The sequence below is a fragment of the Burkholderia sp. PAMC 26561 genome (genome assembly GCF_001557535.2).
Taxonomy (GTDB): Bacteria; Pseudomonadota; Gammaproteobacteria; order Burkholderiales; family Burkholderiaceae; genus Caballeronia.
In genome coordinates this window covers 676,795-693,611 of the sequence record NZ_CP014307.1, presented here as the reverse complement: position 1 = coordinate 693,611, position 16,817 = coordinate 676,795, and the positions used below count along the sequence as shown (strand labels likewise).

Annotated in this window: 19 protein-coding genes; 11 read left to right on the top strand and 8 right to left on the bottom strand. The window is 61.6% G+C overall.

Annotated features, from left to right (window positions below; all coding sequences use genetic code 11):
* Position 1 precedes the first annotated feature (1 nt).
* The 4 genes from AXG89_RS18835 to AXG89_RS18820 all read left to right on the top strand — a co-directional run bounded on the left by AXG89_RS18835 (position 2) and on the right by AXG89_RS18820 (position 4,601).
* Positions 2–1,489 (top strand): sugar ABC transporter ATP-binding protein, encoded by a 1,488-nt coding sequence (locus AXG89_RS18835; RefSeq protein WP_062171579.1) that lies wholly within the window; start codon positions 2–4, stop codon positions 1,487–1,489.
* Entirely contained in the window at positions 1,470–2,492 is a 1,023-nt protein-coding gene (locus AXG89_RS18830) for an ABC transporter permease (protein WP_062171578.1), read from the top strand. The genes AXG89_RS18835 and AXG89_RS18830 overlap by 20 nt, the downstream gene beginning before the upstream one ends.
* A 62-nt stretch (positions 2,493–2,554) precedes the next feature.
* Complete coding sequence (locus tag AXG89_RS18825) at positions 2,555–3,505, top strand: substrate-binding domain-containing protein (RefSeq protein WP_062171577.1); 951 nt, start codon at positions 2,555–2,557, stop codon at positions 3,503–3,505.
* Positions 3,506–3,545: 40 nt separating this feature from the next.
* Entirely contained in the window at positions 3,546–4,601 is a 1,056-nt protein-coding gene (locus AXG89_RS18820; protein WP_062171576.1) for a sugar phosphate isomerase/epimerase family protein, read from the top strand.
* 41 nt (positions 4,602–4,642) lie between these two features.
* Here AXG89_RS18820 and AXG89_RS18815 read toward each other — a convergent pair whose 3' ends face one another.
* The 4 genes from AXG89_RS18815 to gndA form a co-directional block, all read right to left on the bottom strand.
* Positions 4,643–5,779: a hypothetical protein gene (locus AXG89_RS18815; protein WP_062171575.1), complete on the bottom strand. Its 1,137-nt coding sequence runs from the start codon at positions 5,777–5,779 to the stop codon at positions 4,643–4,645.
* Positions 5,769–5,987: a DUF4365 domain-containing protein gene (locus AXG89_RS18810; protein WP_236873474.1), complete on the bottom strand. Its 219-nt coding sequence runs from the start codon at positions 5,985–5,987 to the stop codon at positions 5,769–5,771. Before AXG89_RS18810 ends, AXG89_RS18815 begins: the two co-directional genes overlap by 11 nt.
* 78 nt (positions 5,988–6,065) lie before the next feature.
* Positions 6,066–6,338, bottom strand: coding sequence for a DUF4365 domain-containing protein (locus tag AXG89_RS42205; RefSeq protein ID WP_062171571.1), 273 nt, complete (start codon positions 6,336–6,338; stop codon positions 6,066–6,068).
* Positions 6,339–6,510: 172 nt separating this feature from the next.
* Entirely contained in the window at positions 6,511–7,917 is a 1,407-nt protein-coding gene (gene gndA, locus AXG89_RS18800) for an NADP-dependent phosphogluconate dehydrogenase (protein WP_062172588.1), read from the bottom strand.
* A 388-nt stretch (positions 7,918–8,305) separates the two neighbouring features.
* Between gndA and AXG89_RS18795 the strand changes: the two genes are divergently transcribed.
* The 4 genes from AXG89_RS18795 to AXG89_RS18780 all read left to right on the top strand — a co-directional run bounded on the left by AXG89_RS18795 (position 8,306) and on the right by AXG89_RS18780 (position 10,860).
* Entirely contained in the window at positions 8,306–8,641 is a 336-nt protein-coding gene (locus AXG89_RS18795; protein ID WP_062171569.1) for a hypothetical protein, read from the top strand.
* Between the two features lie 74 nt (positions 8,642–8,715).
* Positions 8,716–9,663, top strand: coding sequence for a 2-dehydropantoate 2-reductase (gene panE, locus AXG89_RS18790; protein WP_062171567.1), 948 nt, complete (start codon positions 8,716–8,718; stop codon positions 9,661–9,663).
* A gap of 97 nt (positions 9,664–9,760) precedes the next feature.
* Positions 9,761–10,333, top strand: coding sequence for a chromate transporter (locus AXG89_RS18785; protein WP_062171565.1), 573 nt, complete (start codon positions 9,761–9,763; stop codon positions 10,331–10,333).
* Positions 10,330–10,860: a chromate transporter gene (locus AXG89_RS18780; RefSeq protein ID WP_062003361.1), complete on the top strand. Its 531-nt coding sequence runs from the start codon at positions 10,330–10,332 to the stop codon at positions 10,858–10,860. Before AXG89_RS18785 ends, AXG89_RS18780 begins: the two co-directional genes overlap by 4 nt.
* A 157-nt stretch (positions 10,861–11,017) precedes the next feature.
* Here the strand turns inward: AXG89_RS18780 and AXG89_RS18775 are convergent, their stop codons facing one another.
* The 4 genes from AXG89_RS18775 to AXG89_RS18760 all read right to left on the bottom strand — a co-directional run bounded on the left by AXG89_RS18775 (position 11,018) and on the right by AXG89_RS18760 (position 15,324).
* Entirely contained in the window at positions 11,018–11,566 is a 549-nt protein-coding gene (locus AXG89_RS18775) for a hypothetical protein (RefSeq protein ID WP_062171563.1), read from the bottom strand.
* Positions 11,567–11,594: 28 nt separating this feature from the next.
* Positions 11,595–12,317 (bottom strand): hypothetical protein, encoded by a 723-nt coding sequence (locus tag AXG89_RS18770; protein ID WP_069638394.1) that lies wholly within the window; start codon positions 12,315–12,317, stop codon positions 11,595–11,597.
* Positions 12,318–12,472: 155 nt separating this feature from the next.
* The gene (locus tag AXG89_RS18765) at positions 12,473–13,891 is read right to left on the bottom strand and encodes a sigma-54-dependent transcriptional regulator (RefSeq protein WP_062171561.1); all 1,419 of its coding nucleotides are present in this window, start codon (positions 13,889–13,891) and stop codon (positions 12,473–12,475) included.
* The gene (locus AXG89_RS18760; protein ID WP_236873468.1) at positions 13,876–15,324 is read right to left on the bottom strand and encodes a sensor histidine kinase; all 1,449 of its coding nucleotides are present in this window, start codon (positions 15,322–15,324) and stop codon (positions 13,876–13,878) included. The genes AXG89_RS18765 and AXG89_RS18760 overlap by 16 nt, the downstream gene beginning before the upstream one ends.
* On the opposite strand from AXG89_RS18760, the gene AXG89_RS42200 reads away from it, so the two are divergent.
* The 3 genes from AXG89_RS42200 (at position 15,323) to otnI (ending at position 16,806) form a co-directional block, all read left to right on the top strand.
* Positions 15,323–15,508 carry a hypothetical protein gene (locus tag AXG89_RS42200; protein WP_162916077.1) on the top strand — a complete coding sequence of 62 codons (186 nt, stop codon included), beginning with the start codon at positions 15,323–15,325 and terminating at the stop codon, positions 15,506–15,508. The two genes, AXG89_RS18760 and AXG89_RS42200, sit on opposite strands and share 2 nt — an antisense overlap.
* A gap of 22 nt (positions 15,509–15,530) precedes the next feature.
* Entirely contained in the window at positions 15,531–15,869 is a 339-nt protein-coding gene (locus tag AXG89_RS18755; protein ID WP_062171556.1) for a thioredoxin family protein, read from the top strand.
* A gap of 124 nt (positions 15,870–15,993) precedes the next feature.
* On the top strand, positions 15,994–16,806 hold the full coding sequence (gene otnI, locus AXG89_RS18750) for a 2-oxo-tetronate isomerase (RefSeq protein WP_062003356.1): 813 nt from the start codon (positions 15,994–15,996) through the stop codon (positions 16,804–16,806).
* Positions 16,807–16,817: the final 11 nt, after the last annotated feature.

The window sequence follows — 16,817 nt, the reverse complement described above, 5'->3', positions numbered from 1 at the left end:
CATGAGCCTGGCTGTCGGCTTCGATAACATCGCCAAGCAGTTCGGACCCGTGCGCGTGCTGCACGGCGTCACGTTCGATCTCGCGCCCGGCCGCGTCTATGGTCTACTCGGCGAAAACGGTGCGGGCAAGTCGACCCTCATGAAAATTCTCGCTGGCTACGAACGTCCGACCACGGGCACGCTGTCGATCAACGGTGTCGTCCAGTCGTTCGACAGTTCCCGCGACGCCGAAGCCGCAGGTATCGTGCTGATCCATCAGGAGCTCAATCTCGCGGATCATCTGAGCATCGTGCAGAACATGTTTCTCGGCCATGAGAAGCGGCGCGGCTTTTTCCTCGATGAACCCACCATGCGTGAGGCCGCCCGCGCGCGTCTCGCCGATGTCGGCCTGCACCAGCATCCGGACACGCGCGTGCGCGATCTGATCGTCGCTGAAAAGCAGCTCGTCGAAATCGCGAAAGCCATGCTGCGCGATGCACGTCTCCTGATCATGGACGAGCCGACCGCGACGCTCACGCCCTCGGAAACGCAGCGCCTCTTTGCATTGATGGCGCGGCTTAAAGAGGACGGCGTGACGATCGTCTATATCTCGCACAAGCTCGACGAAGTGGAGCGCGTGACAGATGAAGTGATCGTGATGCGCGACGGCCGCTTCGTCACGCGCAGCCCGACGGCCGAAACATCGCGCCAGCAGATGGCGAACCAGATGGTCGGGCGCGAGGTATCGGACATGTTCCCCGACAAACCGCCGCTTGCAACGGATGCGCCCATTGCGTTCAAGGTCGATAACGCCTTCGTTCCCGGCTGGGCGGAGAACGTCAGCTTCTCGGTGCGCGCGGGCGAGGTGTTCGGCTTTGCGGGACTCGTGGGCGCGGGGCGTACGGAACTGTTCGAAGGACTCATCGGTTTGCGGGGTTTGACCGCGGGACGCATGGAACTGGAAGGCGTCCAGATCAATCCGCGCAACCCGCGCGCAGCCATGAAAAACGGCATCACGTACTTGAGCGAAGACCGCAAGGGCCGCGGCCTGCACGTCGACATGGCGCTCAAGGACAACCTCACCATGATGACGCTCGAACGCTACGCGCATCCGCTGCTCGATGGCCGCGCCGAACGCGATGCGCTCAAAAAAGCCGTACAGGACTTCGGTATCCGCACGGGCAATCTTGCGAGCCGCGCGCGCATGTTGTCGGGCGGCAATCAGCAAAAACTTGCGCTGGCGAAATTCCTGCATCCCGATCCGCGCGTAGTCGTGCTCGATGAACCCACGCGCGGTGTCGATGTCGGCGCAAAACGCGATATCTATTTCCTCATCCACGCGCTCGCCGCCGAAGGGCGCGCGGTGATCGTCATTTCATCCGAACTGATCGAGCTGATCGGCCTGTGTCATCGCGTGGCGGTGATGCGCGGCGGCCAGCTCGTCGCGACGCTCGGCTCCGAACGTCTCACCGAAGAGAGGTTGATCGCGCATGCGACCGGCACACACTGAAGGCGTTGAAGTATCGAAACGCAGCCGCCTCGGCGGACTCGCGCGGCGGCTGCACGGCGTCGGGCCGTTGCTCGGGCTGATCGCGCTGTGCGTGGGCGGGACGCTGCTCAATCCCGATTTCGCCACCTTCGACAACGCCATGAACGTTCTCACGCGGACATCGTTCATTGGCATCATTGCGGTGGGCATGACGTTCGTGATCATCTCGGGCGGTATCGATTTGTCGGTTGGATCGATGGCCGCGCTGATCGCCGGCAGCATGATCTGGACGATGAACACGCTCGCTCACGGCGTGGGCGGCCACAGCTTTGCGCCGCTGACCATCATTGCCTTAGGAATTGTTCTAGCCCTTGTTCTAGGGGGTCTTTTCGGTTTGGCGCATGGTTTGCTTGTGACCAAGGGACGTATAGAACCGTTCATCGTGACGCTGGGAACGCTCGGAATTTTTCGCGCCGTGCTGACATGGCTCGCGGATGGCGGCGCGCTCACACTCGACAACACCTTGTCCGATTTATACGGCCCCGTGTATTACGCAAGTCTGTTTGGCATCCCGGTGCCCATATGGGTGTTCCTGATCGTCGCTGCGGGCGGCGTGATCGTGCTGAACCGCACCGTCTTCGGCCGGCATGTCCAGGCAATCGGATCGAACGAACAGGTCGCGCGATACGCCGCCATTCGCGTGGACAGCGTGAAGATCGTCACCTATGTGCTGCTCGGTCTTTGCGTGGGCGTGGCGACCGTACTGTACGTGCCGCGCCTCGGGTCGGCCACGCCGACCACCGGCCTGCTGTGGGAGCTTGAGGCGATCGCGGCCGTGGTGGTCGGCGGCACGGCGCTCAGAGGTGGCGAAGGGCGCGTGATCGGGACCGTGATCGGCGCGATCCTCTTGTCCGTGATCGCAAACATCTTGAATCTCACCAGCATCATCAGTGTGTATCTCAACGCGGCAGTGCAGGGCGCCGTGATCATCTTCGTAGCGTTTTTACAGCGTGGACGTCGTTGAAGTCTGTTCGAACCGTGCCCTGAAATCTATCAGGCGCCTGTCATGACAATGGAGACACAGCAATGAAAAACATTCTTCGCGCACTCGGCGCACTGACGCTCGCGGCGAGCGCCGTCTCGGCCATCGCGGCCGATAAAGTCACGCTCGGCGTCGCCATCCCGACCGCCACGCATGGCTTTACCGGCGGTATCGTGTGGTGGGCCAATGAAGCAAAAAAGGAACTGGAGGCGGCGCATCCGGATCTGAAGATCATCGTCAAAACGGCGGGTGGCGCGCCTGAACAGGCGAACCAGTTGCAAGATCTCGTGACGGTCAACAAAATTAACGCGCTGGTGATCTTCCCGTTTGAGTCGGCTTCGTTGACGCAGCCGGTCGCGCAGGTCAAGAAGAAGGGTGTGTATGTGACGGTGGTGGATCGCGGCCTGACCGACACAAGCGCGCAAGACGCCTACGTGGCCGGCGACAACACGGCCTTCGGCAAGCTGCCGGCCGAGTATCTGGCGAAGACGCTGGATGGCAAGGGCGACATTGTCGCGCTGCGCGGCATCCCGACCACGCTCGACAACGAACGCTGGACCGCGTTCGAATCTGTGATCAAGCAGCATCCCGACATGAAGGTGCTCGATGCCAAATACGCCAACTGGAATCGCGACGACGCATTCAAGGTGATGCAGGACTACCTCACGCGTTTCAAGCATATCGATGCAGTCTGGGCCGCTGACGACGACATGATGATCGGCGTGCTGAAGGCCATCGACCAGGCGAAGCGCACGGACATCAAGGAAGTGTTCGGCGGGGCGGGGTCGAAGGAAGCGGTCAAGCGGATCATGGATGGCGACAAGCGGGTGCAGGCCGACGTGTCGTACTCGCCGAAGTTCATCTACGACGCGATCAAGCTCACAGCCGAAGCGCGCCTGAAGGGCGAAAAACTGCCCGCCACGACCATCATTCCTTCGGTGCTGATCACGAAGGAAAACGCCAAGCAGTTCTATTATCCGAACTCGCCGTTCTGAGTTTTATCCTAGCTGAGCACACGTTCGTGGATCGACGATCATGAAAACCATCAAGGGCCCGGCCATTTTTCTGGCGCAGTTTCTCGGCGATGAACTGCCCTTCGACAACCTCGCGCACCTTGCAGGCTGGGCGAAGGGGCTGGGCTACGAAGGTATTCAGGTTCCGTGCGATCCGCGGCTGATCGATCTCGAACAGGCGGCCAAAAGCGATGCCTATTGCGACGATCTGCGCCGGATCGTAGAGGATGCGGGCGTGTGCATTACGGAGCTGTCGACGCATCTGCAGGGGCAACTCGTGGCGGTTCATCCCGCGTACGACACACTCTTCGATGGCTTCGCAGCCAAGCACGTTCGCGGGAATCCGGAGGCCCGCACGGCATGGGCCATCGAACAGGTTGGATTCGCAGCGGCCGCGTCCAGGCGCTTGGGCCTGAGCGCGCACGTGACGTTTTCGGGCGCGCTGGCCTGGCCGTATTTGTATCCGTGGCCGCAGCGTCCGCCGGGTTTGATCGAGACAGCGTTCGGCGAGCTTTCCAAGCGGTGGCGTCCCTTGCTCGACGCTTTCGATCAGGCTGGCGTGGACGTGTGCTACGAGTTGCACCCGGGCGAAGACCTGCACGACGGCGTAACCTTCGACCGGTTTCTGGATGCGGTAGATCATCACCCACGTGCCAACATTCTCTTCGATCCCAGCCACTTCCTGCTGCAACAACTGGATTACCTACAGTTCATCGATATCTATCACGAACGCATCAAGGCCTTTCACGTGAAAGATGCGGAGTTCCGGCCAAACGGACGACAGGGCGTGTACGGCGGTTACTCGGGCTGGGTGGACCGCGCGGGCCGCTTCCGTTCTCTCGGCGACGGACAGATCGACTTCAGCGCAATTTTCTCGAAGATGGCGCAATACGATTTCCCTGGTTGGGCGGTGCTCGAATGGGAATGCGCGTTGAAACATCCCGAGGATGGCGCAAGCGAAGGCGCCACCTTTGTCCGCGATCATATTATTCGCGTGGGAGATCGTGCCTTCGATGACTTCGCAGGAAGTGGCGCGAACGGTGAGGCTTTACGGGAGGTGCTGGGGATTCGCCGGTAGATTTCCTGCGCCCCGCCCCGCTCTTGCGCTCTTGCTCTTTGTCACTCCGGACCGATCAAGGTGAAGCTGGTGACGTCGACCAGCGTACGCGGTTGTCGCCCGGGACGCAGCCGCCCTGCGATGCGGACGAAAGTCCGATCGTCCAGATGCGCGGCAACCGCGCTTGCATATTGATCGTGATTGAGCACAACGCGCGCCTTGATAGTTCCCTTGTCATGCTGGAGCAATCCGACGACGACCTCGCCCGCCCGGTTGCCTTCAAGATCGAATTGCCCATTCAGATGCTCGACTGTCCCAATGAATACGTCGTCGCGGTCATGCTCGACCGCACGCAACTCGCGGCGAACCTCGTCGATACGCCCAAAGTGAGCGCTCTCGATTCGTATGCTTGCGGCCGCGGCGATCTCCTGGGGTAGTGCCACGGTTGTTGCCCAACGAAACGACAGGTCGATGCTGTTCTGCATTTCTTCATCATGCATACGCGTCAGTGCTTCGCACAGATTGGAAGAAACAACGGGCGAGCGCGCGTCTTTTTGCGAGTCGACGAAGCGGGTAAGCGTGTCTGTCTCGATGGCGTCAACCAGATCGCGCACGCCGCGACGGGCGCTCAGCATGGTCATGCGCACAAATGATTCGTTGGTGTTGGCGAGCGCAAGCGCGGCTGGCGTTTCCATGGCATCGACAGGGCACGAAACGCGCACGACGAAGCTGCCGCGCTCCGTGTGGCCGAACCGTGCATGACTGGCAAGCTGTGTGGCTTCGCTTCTGTGCGGACGCGGATGATGAGCCTGCGGCCGCAACACCGTGCAAGCCGAAGCAAGCAGAACCTGCTCCGCGCCAAGCAGCAACGACGCCGCAAACGACAAGGGCAGGCCTTCGTTGAACGCACCGCGCCCGGTCACCCGGTAATACATGGAATCGTCACGGGAGATCGCGGCAAGCTGAATCAGCTTTGTGAGCTTCATACCCTGCAGGTCAGCGAGCTTTGACATGGCGAGCTCGCATGCCTCCGCGTAGTCCAGCGCGTGCTGATCCATTGGAATGACAATCTGGCGACGCGGTGCGCAATCATGATGGAACACGTACAGTCCATCCACCATGCCATCAGGCAGCAATTTCCACCCGAGCGATTGAACGAAATCGCGCAGGCCTGAAGGAGATAGCGTGCTAAGCGTCATGTGGCACCTGGTCAGAAAGGTTTCGATAAGCAGGAATTTCGCGCCGCGAGATGCTTGCCATGAGCTGCATGAGACCGGCTCCGTCGAACGTCTGGCTCTTCGGGATCTTCACAGTGACGCCTGCTGTGTTGTCCGTGGGCGGGGCGCCGCGCAGACTGACCCAGTACGCGCATTTTCGCAGCACGAGTTGCTCCTCTGAGTGCTCCAGCCAGTCCTCGGCGTTGGGAGGGAGGAACAGTACGGCGAGTATTCGCGGCGACGCGTGCGTCTCCCGGCGCAGGGCGTCTTACTGTTGCGTCCCGGAGAGGAAGTAGGAGAGCGATTCACCGTCGTCGAACGGTGTCTTGACCGTTGCCTTCAACTGGACCTTGACGTCGACTTCGGTCAACGGGCCGCCGTTCGGGAATGGTTCCCAGCCCGTGAGCATGGCGTCGATGCCGGCGTTGTCGTCGTGCCGGTTGCTGATCTTGCAGTTGACCCCTGCGTGCGAAGCGATCGCATGAAGATAAGCGTAGCTCAGCTCCGATTCCCTGTTTAATACTGAAAGTGCAGTGGCCATGATCCCCCCGGTAATGTTTCCATCAACAGGAGATGCTAGCGACAACTGAAAAATATCGCCTGATGAAAATTTCACCGCGACAAAATTTGGCAAATCTGTGCGGCTGCAAAACAAAACGCCGACGCGTTTGCGTCGGCGTTTGCACTGCATCGATCAGCTATTTGAGAGGCTCTTACGACCAGTCAGCGTGGAAGCTGCCCTTCTTGTCCACACGCTCGAAGGTATGCGCGCCGAAGAAGTCACGTTGTGCCTGCACCAGATTCGCCGGCAGCGTCTCCGAGCGATAGCTGTCGTAATACGCGACTGCCGATGAAAACGCCGGCACCGGCACGCCTGCCTTCACCGCGGCGACCACGACGTCGCGCAGCGCGTCCTGATACTTCGCGGCGATATCGCTGAAGTACGGATCGAGCAGCAGGTTATGCAAATCGGCGTTGGTCTTGTAGGCATCCGTGATCTTCTGCAGGAACCCTGCGCGGATGATGCAACCAGCCCGGAAGATCTTCGCGATCTGACCGTACTGCAGATCCCATTTGTATTCTTCCGATGCCGCGCGCAGCTGCGCAAAACCCTGTGCATACGAAACGATCTTGCTGAGGAACAACGCGCGCCGCACGGATTCCACGAACGCATCGCGATCGCCATCGAACTTGGGCGAAGGGCCCTTCAACTGCTTGCTCGCTTCCACGCGCTGGTCCTTCAGCGACGACAGCACGCGCGCAAACACGGCTTCCGTGATCAGCGGCAGCGGCGCGCCCAGATCGAGCGCGTTCTGGCTCGTCCACTTGCCCGTGCCTTTTTGCGCGGCGCGATCGAGGATGACATCGACGAGATCCTTGCCGGTCTCTTCGTCCTTCTTCGCGAAGATCTTCGACGTGATCTCGATCAGGTAACTATCCAGTTCACCCTTGTTCCACTCGACATAAACGTCGCCCAATTCCTTGTTCGACAAACCCGCCACGCGCTTGAGCACGTCGTAGCTTTCGGCGATCAACTGCATGTCGCCGTATTCGATGCCGTTGTGAACCATCTTCACGTAATGTCCCGCGCCGTCCGGGCCCATGTAAGCCACGCACGGCTCGCCGTCCGGCGCCTTTGCGGCGATTTCGGTCAGGATCGGGGCGACGAGATCATAGGCTTCCTTCTGGCCGCCCGGCATGATCGAGGGACCCTTGAGCGCGCCTTCCTCACCGCCCGATACACCCGTGCCGATGAAATGCAGGCCCGACTTCGCGAGGTCCGTATTGCGGCGGATGGTATCGGTGAAATGGGTGTTGCCGCCGTCGATCAGAATGTCGCCTTTTTCAAGCAGCGGGCGCAGCGAATCGATCGTCGCATCCGTGCCCTGGCCGGCCTTCACCATCAGCAGGATGCGGCGCGGTTTTTCCAGCGACTCGACGAATTCTTCCAGCGTGTAAGACGGCACGAGCTTCTTGTCGGGATGCTCGGCCATCAGGTCATCGGTTTTTTCGCGGCTGCGGTTGTAGACCGATACCGCGTGCCCGCGGCTCTCGATATTCAATGCCAGATTGCGTCCCATGACGGCGAGGCCGACAACGCCGATTGCTTGTTTGGTCATGTTTCTCTCCGAATGACCGGAGCGTTTGCGGTTCGTGGCCGCGCACGCTGCGGATGCGTTTGTGTCAATGGGGGCGGTGCCCGCGAGGCGTTCCGGCCGGACTTCTGCGCCACCATGTGGGGAGCGCCGGGGCACTGGGCCCGCCGCCTGCCGAACGCCGCGCAGCACGCGCAGACCGAGCGAGATTACCACTTTGACACGCAACTGGCAGACATGGGGTGTGGACGGGCGGTCCGCACAGGCACTGTGCGCCAGCGTTTGACGGGTAAAAAAAGTGCCCTCGAAAGCACGCGCGATAAGCGCCTCGTTCAACGCCGGTCTAAAATAAGCGTCCCCAGCCCGTTCCAGGACCGATCTGCGCGCGGAATAAGCGCAACAAGGCAAATGCATGGCGCTTCGAAGGAAGATTCACCATTACCACGTCTACGTGATCGAACTCGCCGATACGGTCTGGAACGAAGCGCGTTTCCGGCGCGCCAACCCGGATTACGTGCTGGGCAAGCCTTTTGTATATGTGGGCATGACGGGTATCGACCCTGACGTTCGTTTCGATAAACACAAGGCCGGCATCCAGTCGAACCGTTATGTGCGCGATTTCGGCTTGCGCTTGTTGCCGCAACTGTACGAGTTGTATAACCCGATGCCGTACGAAGGCGCTCGGGAGATGGAAGTGGAACTTGCTATTGGCTTGCGGGAAGCGGGTTATGGCGTCTGGCAGGCTTGAGCGGCATGATCAGGAGCGGCGCGCGGTCACATGAAAATCCACGCGCAAAAAATCAGACTATTAAGGAGGAGCACATGCGGATTCTGGTGGTGGGCGCAGGCGCAATCGGCGGTTATTTCGGCGGACGGCTGCTTAACGCCGGAAGGAACGTGACGTTCCTCGTACGTGAACGGCGCGCTGCGCAACTTGCGCAAACGGGCCTCAACCTGCGCAGCCCGAACGGCGATTTATCGATACCGAATCCGCCCGTCGTACTGGCCAAGGACGTGGACGAACCGTTCGACCTGATCGTGCTTAGTTGCAAGGCTTACGATCTTGACGGCGCCATCGAATCGATAAAAATCTCGGTCGGCCCGAACACTGCCATCCTGCCGCTGCTCAACGGCATGCATCATCTCGATGTACTCGAAACACAGTTCGGCCCTGACCGCGTGCTGGGCGGCCAGTGCGTCGCGGCTGTAACGCTCGATGCCGAAGGCACGGTCGTGCATCTGAACAAGCTGCATTCCCTGACGTTTGGCGAGCGCGCGGGCGGAACTTCGACGCGCATCGAGGCGATCACGGCCGAGCTGACTGGCGCGCAATTCGACGCCTTCGCAAGCCAGAACGTTCTCCAGTCCATGTGGGAAAAGTGGACCTTTCTCGCGACGCTTGCAGCCGGCACGTGCCTGATGCGCGCGCCGGTGGGCGATATCATCGCGGCGCCGGGCGGCCAGAAACTGTTGCTCGATCTTTTCGATGAAGCCCGCGCCATCGCCGCGGCAAACGGTTTCCCGCCGGGCGAAGCCGCTGTGACCCGCACGCACTCCATGCTCACCGAAACCGGGTCCGGCATCACCGCTTCGATGCTGCGCGACCTCGAGAACGGCGCGCGCATCGAAGCGGATCACGTGGTGGGCGACCTGATTGCGCGCGGCAAGGTGGCGGAGCAAGAGCAACATTCGCCGATCTTCTCGACTGCCTATACGCATCTGAAAGCTTACGAATCCCGCCGGGATCGCAACGCGGCGAAGCCCTCTTAAAGATCTGGACAGCGATACGCTGGCGCAGTCAACGCTTTGAATCCGCGCGAACAAAGCGTTACCCTCTCTCGCTTTTCCAAAGCACTCATTGCGATCAATGCACGAAGACGCTCACGCACAGCCGCCGGCGCCGCCGACCGTCGCGGATATCTTTATCGGCTTCCTGACGCTCGGGCTGACCGCGTTCGGTGGCGCGCTGCCGCTGGCACGCCGCGAAATCGTGGAGCGCCGCAAGTGGCTCAACGCCGACGAATTCACCGATCTGCTCGGCCTTTGCCAGTTCCTGCCGGGCGGCAACGTGATCAACTTGTCGGCCGCGATCGGGATGAAATTTCGCGGCGTGCCCGGCGCGCTTGCCGGGCTGCTCGGATTGCTGGTCGGGCCATCTCTGATCGTGATCGGGCTCGGCGTGCTCTATCAGCGCACGCATAACGACGTACACATCCGCCACCTTTTCGCCGGACTGGCTGCTGCAGCGGCGGGTCTGCTTGTATCGATGGCCGTAAGAGTCGCGTGGCCCTTGCGCAAGAAAGTGTCGATGGCAGTCGTCGCCGCGCTGGCGTTCGTGGCGATCGCATTGCTGCGCTTGCCGCTGCTGCCCGTGATGCTCGTGCTCACGCCAATATCGATATTCATCGCATCCAGAACGAATCGCGAGGTGAACCGATGAACCACGATCTCGCTTCCCTCGCCGCAATTTTCAGCCAGCTCTCGCTGCTCGCATTCGGCGGCGGCAACTCCATCCTGCCCGAGATGCAGCGGCAAGTCGTCGAGGTGCATCAGTGGATGTCGAAAGCGGATTTTTCCGCGATGTTCGCGCTTGCCCAGGCTGCGCCGGGGCCGAACATGATGATCGTGACACTGATTGGCTGGCACGTCGCGGGATGGCCCGGCGTGATCGTGACATCGATTGCGAAGTTCGGGCCTTCGTCCGTCGTGACCATTGCGGCCATGCACGCGTGGGAGCGCTTCAGGTTGCATCCGTGGCGACGATATGTGCAACTCGGCCTCGTGCCGATGACCGCAGGTCTCCTTGCGGCGAGCGCCGCGTTGATCGCGGAGGCGTCGGACTCGCAATGGGTGCTTGGCGGCATCACGGCGGTGATCGCGGTGCTGTCTTTCAAGACGAAGGTGCATCCGTTGTGGTTGCTGGCGCTGGGAAGCCTGATCGGATTGACGGGGTTCGGCCAGTTCTAAGGCCAGCGTCAAGCCGCCGACGCCTCAACGCGCAGCGGCGACGCCAATACGCACCGCGGGCGCCGTGAGACCTTGCGCGAGACCGAACCGCCCGGTCCCGCGCATCAAGTCCTGCGCCATTACGACGGCGACCACTCAGAAGATTCCGGCCGTGGGATCAGGCAGCATCGACCAGCTTGGCGATGTCATGGACGTCGATCGTGCGGCCATACTTGTTCTTCACGCCGTTCCCCCATGCCTGAACACATGCGCCCGGGCTCAGATAGTCCACGAGTTCGGCCGCGGCGTGAGGCGGCATGCGCAGCGATGTGCCGTCGTCGAGAAGCGCGCCGCGCAGCTCGCCCTTCGGGCCATACAGCGACAAGGTCACTTCGCCTTGAACGTCCATTGGTTTGCCGTCAGGTTTCGGGGCCTTCGGACCGTGATGCTGCGGGCCTTCATCAACGAGCTCCGCGCCTTGCGCACTCGTCAGCGATACTGCCGCGATGACATTCGCGTCACGCGGTTTCACGCCGTGTACGCGAATGGCGTTGCCCACTGAAATGTGCTTCATGACCTGCTTCGTCATATGCGGCGGGAAGTGAACTTGCAGTGTGCTGCCGGCGGTATTCAGTACGAGTCCGTCGAGTTCACCGTGCGGATTCAACAGGAATTGCGTGACCTTGCCGCGCGTTTCCGGCAGGCAGGCGGGATCTATCCAATGCATGTGTGCTCCTTTATGAAGTTGAAAAGAATCAGTCGGCGCGGCCGTATAGCTGCGTCAGATTGCCGGGGGTGCCGAAGGACGTGGCCTGCAGCGACTGCCCGAAACGATTGCGGGTGCCGTAGCCGTGCGCTGCAACGAGCGCGCCCGGTTGCAGCAACGCAGGGAATTGACGCGCGCCCGGTGGCGTCAGCTTGATGACCGTGCCATCGGCGAGCAGCACGCCGTCTGGTTCGCCGCGCGGCGCGGTCGTCACCTTCAGCACGCGGCCGCGCGCATCGAGTTTGACGAGACTCACGCCACGAAGCGAGGGCGGCAGGCGCTGAGCATTGCCAGCGGGCGGTTGCTCGACAGCCGACTGTCCGTTGCGCGTATTGGTGATCTCTCTCGCGCGAAGTGCACCTTCCGCTTCGGGCACGCCGCTCACGCGAATGGTGTCACCCGGAGCGGCGATTGCCGCGACGTTCGCACCCATGTTTGGCGGAAAGCGGACAAGCGAATCGTTGCTGAAAAGCAGGCCGTCCACGTCGCCCTCCGGATTGATCACGTATTGCTTGATGACGCCGGTGGTGACGCTCGCCGCGCTCGTGCTATCCATAGGCCCGGTGGCATCCATTGGCGGCGGCGCGTTGCCCATGACCGGCGGTGGCGCCACGTCACGCGGCGTCGGTGCGGCCTGTGCAGCGCACGCAACAGCGCCGGTGATGATGGCCATAAGGCCGGCCGATTTAATTGCGATCGTAAGTGCTTTCATGTTGGCTCCTGCAAAGCTGCGAGTGGTGGCAGCCTTACTTTGCAAGCCCTATGCCATGCATGAAAGCCTCATCCAGCAAAGGTTTTGAGGCGGTCCCCGCTGATAGATGTCCAGTTTGATGACAGTCGATGTCGTTAATCTGGACAGCATCCGCTTTATCCGAGTCCGTAAGCGGCGAGCTTCGTGTAGAGCGATTGCCGGCTGATGCCAAGCCGTCGTGCCGCTTCCGCGCGGTTGCCTGACGTGATCGAAAGCGCGTGGGCGATCGCAAGCCGTTCGAGCTGTTCCACTGCATCGGGAAGCGGCAGGTCGAGCCATCCCGCGGGCAAACCGCTGGTGGTGTCGCCGGAGCCTGGCGTGCGGGAAAGAAAAGCGAGGTCGTTCGCTACAACCACGGGTCCGCGCGCCAGGGCGAACACGCGCTCCATCGCGTTCTTCAGTTCGCGGACATTGCCGGGCCACGCGTGCTGCAGCAGCAGTTTTTTAGCGTCGTCGCCGAGCGTTTTTGGGCGTGTCGAGCCCGTCGCTGCGATCGCAAGAAAATGCGCGGCAAGGGGAGCGATGTCGGCGGGGCGCTCACGCAGCGGCGGCAAATGAATGGGAATCACGTTCAGACGATAAAACAGGTCTTCCCGAAACCGCTGCGCTGCGACCTCCGCCTGCAGGTCGCGGTGAGTGGCGGCAACGATCCGTACATCGATGCGGACTTGCGCGTTGCTTCCAACCGGCGTCACGATGCGTTCCTGGAGCACGCGCAAAAGTTTCGCCTGGAGAGGCCACGGCAGGTCGCCGATTTCATCGAGGAAAAGTGTGCCTCCGTCCGCTCGCGCAAACTGGCCGAGCCGCTCCGATACCGCTCCCGTAAACGCGCCTTTGGTATGCCCGAAGAGTTCACTTTCGAGCAGGTCTGCGGGGATCGCCGCGCAGTTCACCGCAATGAACGGCGCCTGCCGACGGTCGGACGCATCATGCAGCACGCGCGCGGCGACTTCCTTGCCCGTGCCGGTTTCGCCATTGATCAGCACGGTGGCATCGGTCGCGGCGGCTCGGCCGATGCTTTTCTGCACATCGCGCAGCGCGTCACTGAAGCCGAGCAGGCGCGGAGCGCTGCGGGCTTCGCGGGCTTCATCGGGGAGCAAGGAAGCATTGGGTTGGATCGGCGCCGCATCGCGCGAGCCCGATTGCGATAGTTCGATCTTCTTCAGCAACGCGGCGATCTGATCGCGGCCAATGGGCTTTGTCAGGTGGTCGAACGCGCCGAGGCGCATCGCGCGCACAGTGTTCTCGCTGGTGGCGAATGCAGTGAGCACGACAACCGGCAAGGCGGCGCGTGCGGGCATGTTGCGCAGTTCTTCGAGCACTTCCAGGCCGCCGCCGGCGTTCGGGTCTCTTGAAACACCGTCGGGCATTCGCAGGTCGAGGAAAACGCAGTCGATGGGCTCCATGCTTTCAAGCAACGCGAGCGCTTCTCGTTTGCTGGCCGCTTCGAGCGTCTCGTGGCTCATATCGGCGAGCGTTTCGGCGAGGCTTTCGCGAAAGGCGCCATCGTCGTCGACAATCAGGATGTGCGCCATGGAATCTCGATGACAAAACACGCGCCCGTGCTGCGCGCTTCATAAAACGCCCGGCCGCCATGCGCGGCTGCAATCTCGCGCACCACAGCCAGACCCAGTCCCGAACCGGCGGCATGACCCGTGACGAACGGTTCGAATATTTCTTCACGATCGTCTTGCGGCACACCAGGGCCGTTGTCGTTCACTTCGAAACGCAGGAGGTCGCGAGTCCGCGTTGCCTGTACCGTCACGCTGCCGTCGGGCGGCGTATGACGTATCGCGTTCAGCACGAGGTTATCAAGCGCGCGTGCGAGTTGCACGGGATCGAAAACGGCGTGCTCGGGCGTCGCTGCCGGTGCCTCCGCCACGGTAAGCGCGACCTGCGCATGTGCCGCCGCTTCCTGATGCAGCGCGACTCGATCGTCGAGCCACGCCCGAAGCGGGACGTTCATATTGTCGATGCGAACCGGCTGAGTGAGCGCCAGCAAGCCCACAAGCTGTTGCTCCACCCGATGAATCTGCTCGAGGATCGTCGCGAGCGCCCGTTGCTTGCGATCTTCATCGCCGACGAGAGCGTTTTCTGCTTTGAGCCGCATTGCGCCGACTGGATTGCGGATCTCGTGCGCAATCTGCGCAGCAAGCCGGCCGAGTGCGGAGAAGCGCTCCGCCTGCGCGAGGCGAGCGCTCAGCGCTGCCGCTTGTGATCGCAACGCGGCGGTGCGCGCCGCGTGCGTGTTGAATGCATCCACGATGCGGTCGAGCTCCGGCTCGCCCGTCTTTCCGATCGGCTCGGCAATGATGGCCAAGCCATCCGGTTCGGCTCCCGCATGTTGCGCGACGCTGCGCTCCACGTGAGCAAGGTTCGCACGCCAGCTACGCAATCGCATACCGAGAGCGATGGAGCTACCGACGATGATTGCAAGCAGCGCGGCCAGCCCCGCAAGCAGGCTGCGTCCCCAGGCGCCGAGAGACGGCTGTGAGCGCGTGAGCGTCCATGCGAGCAGCGCCGGGTGGTGCGGGATCGTACACGCCGTCACGATCACCGCGCCTTGCTGACCACTGACGACATCCGTCAGCGCCGTTTGTTTGATCGCCGCTGCGCGCAGCGTACGCAGGATCAAAGGCGTTTCGGCGTCGGGGACATCGCGCTTGATGCCACTGCCCTCGTAGGTCGGGAATGCATACGCATCGAACACGCCCCGGTCAGTGCCTGCATTGCGCCAGAATCCGCCTTCCACGCCGGACATCTGCGCCAGCACGACATCGAGAATGGCGTGCATCAGATCGGCGTGCGGATCGAGATGATCGGCGCCGGCGGTTCTGTCGATGGAGAGATCGTAGCGCGACGCCACCGCCTGGCAGCCGGCCAGACTGCGCTCGCGAGCGATGTCGATACGCCGTCCCGCGTTTTCCTGGGCCATGAACAGCACGAGGGCGCAAAGCAGCGCGCACATGACTGCCACAAGCGCCCAGAAGAAGGCTAGCTGGCTGGAGAACGACAGGCGCGTGGAAGAAGCTGGCATGTACAGACGTGGCGAGGAGGTGCAGCACTGGAGCAAGAAACTTGCCGGGCCACCGCCCGCGCGCAAGAAAGCCACGCCAAGCGCGCAAACCCGCCGCCCAATAGAATGTCTGTGATCCGATAAAAGGAGCAACACTCATGGCGATGGCAACCGAATACACACCAGACGCGCCGGCGCGTGCGGATGTCGATGCTTTTGCGGGCCCGTCGGTGATCGAGTTCGGCACCAACTGGTGCGGTCACTGCAAAGCCGCCCAGCCCGCGATAGCGGAGGCGTTCAAGGACCACGCCGACATGCGGCACCTCAAGATCGAGGACGGCAGCGGCCGGCCGCTGGGACGGTCATTTCGGGTCAAGCTCTGGCCCACGCTGATCTTCATGGACAACGGGCGCGAAGTCGCGCGGCTGGTCCGGCCAAACGATGTATCGGAAATCCGCGATGCATTTGCGCTCCTTGACCAGGCTTCATCTGCGTAAAGTGCGTCCCGGTGAGGGTTTCCACTGAGCCTCGGCGGCGTGGAGGGGCGCAATATCATCGATGAGAGCGGGCGCAAGAGTTGCACGCTGTGAGCAACCGTCTTGTCCCATCAGGAGGATCGTCATGCCGCGTTTCGCTGCCAACCTCACCATGATGTACAACGAGCACGCGTTCATCGACCGGTTTTCAGCGGCGGCACGCGACGGTTTCAAGGCCGTGGAATTTTTGTTCCCGTACGAATTTCCGCCGTCGGACATCAAAACCCAACTCGACGATAACGCCCTCAAACAAGCGCTTTTCAACGCGCCGCCGGGTGACTGGAGCGGCGGTGAGCGCGGGCTTGCCTCGCTGCCGGGACGTGAGGATGAATTCAGGCGCAGCATGGACATTGCGCTCGACTATGCGCGCATTCTCGGCAATGACAAGCTGCATGTGATGGCTGGTCTCATTGCTCCGGAGCAGTCGCGCGAGCAGCATCGCGAGGTGTATCTGAAGAATCTCGCGCTCGCGGCCAACATGGCGGCATCCGCCCATGTGACGATCGTCATCGAACCGATCAACACGCGCGACATGCCGGGCTTTTTCCTCAACCGGCAGGACGAGGCGCAAGCCATCTGCAGCGAAATCGGTGCGTCGAACCTGCAGGTCCAGTTCGACTGTTATCACTGTCAGATCACGGAAGGCGATCTCGCCGTCAAGTTGCGGCGCGACATGAAGCGGCGCAATGCGGGTATCGGCCACATTCAGATTGCGGGCGTGCCGTACAGGAACGAGCCGGATACGGGCGAAGTGAATTATCCGTACCTGTTCGATCTTATCGATTCACTTGGTTACAGCGGCTGGATCGGGTGCGAATACCGGCCGCGCGCCGGGACGTCCGACGGTTTGGGGTGGCTCGCGAATTACAGGCATTCCGGTCATTCACCGCGCACGTGACAAAGCGCGCT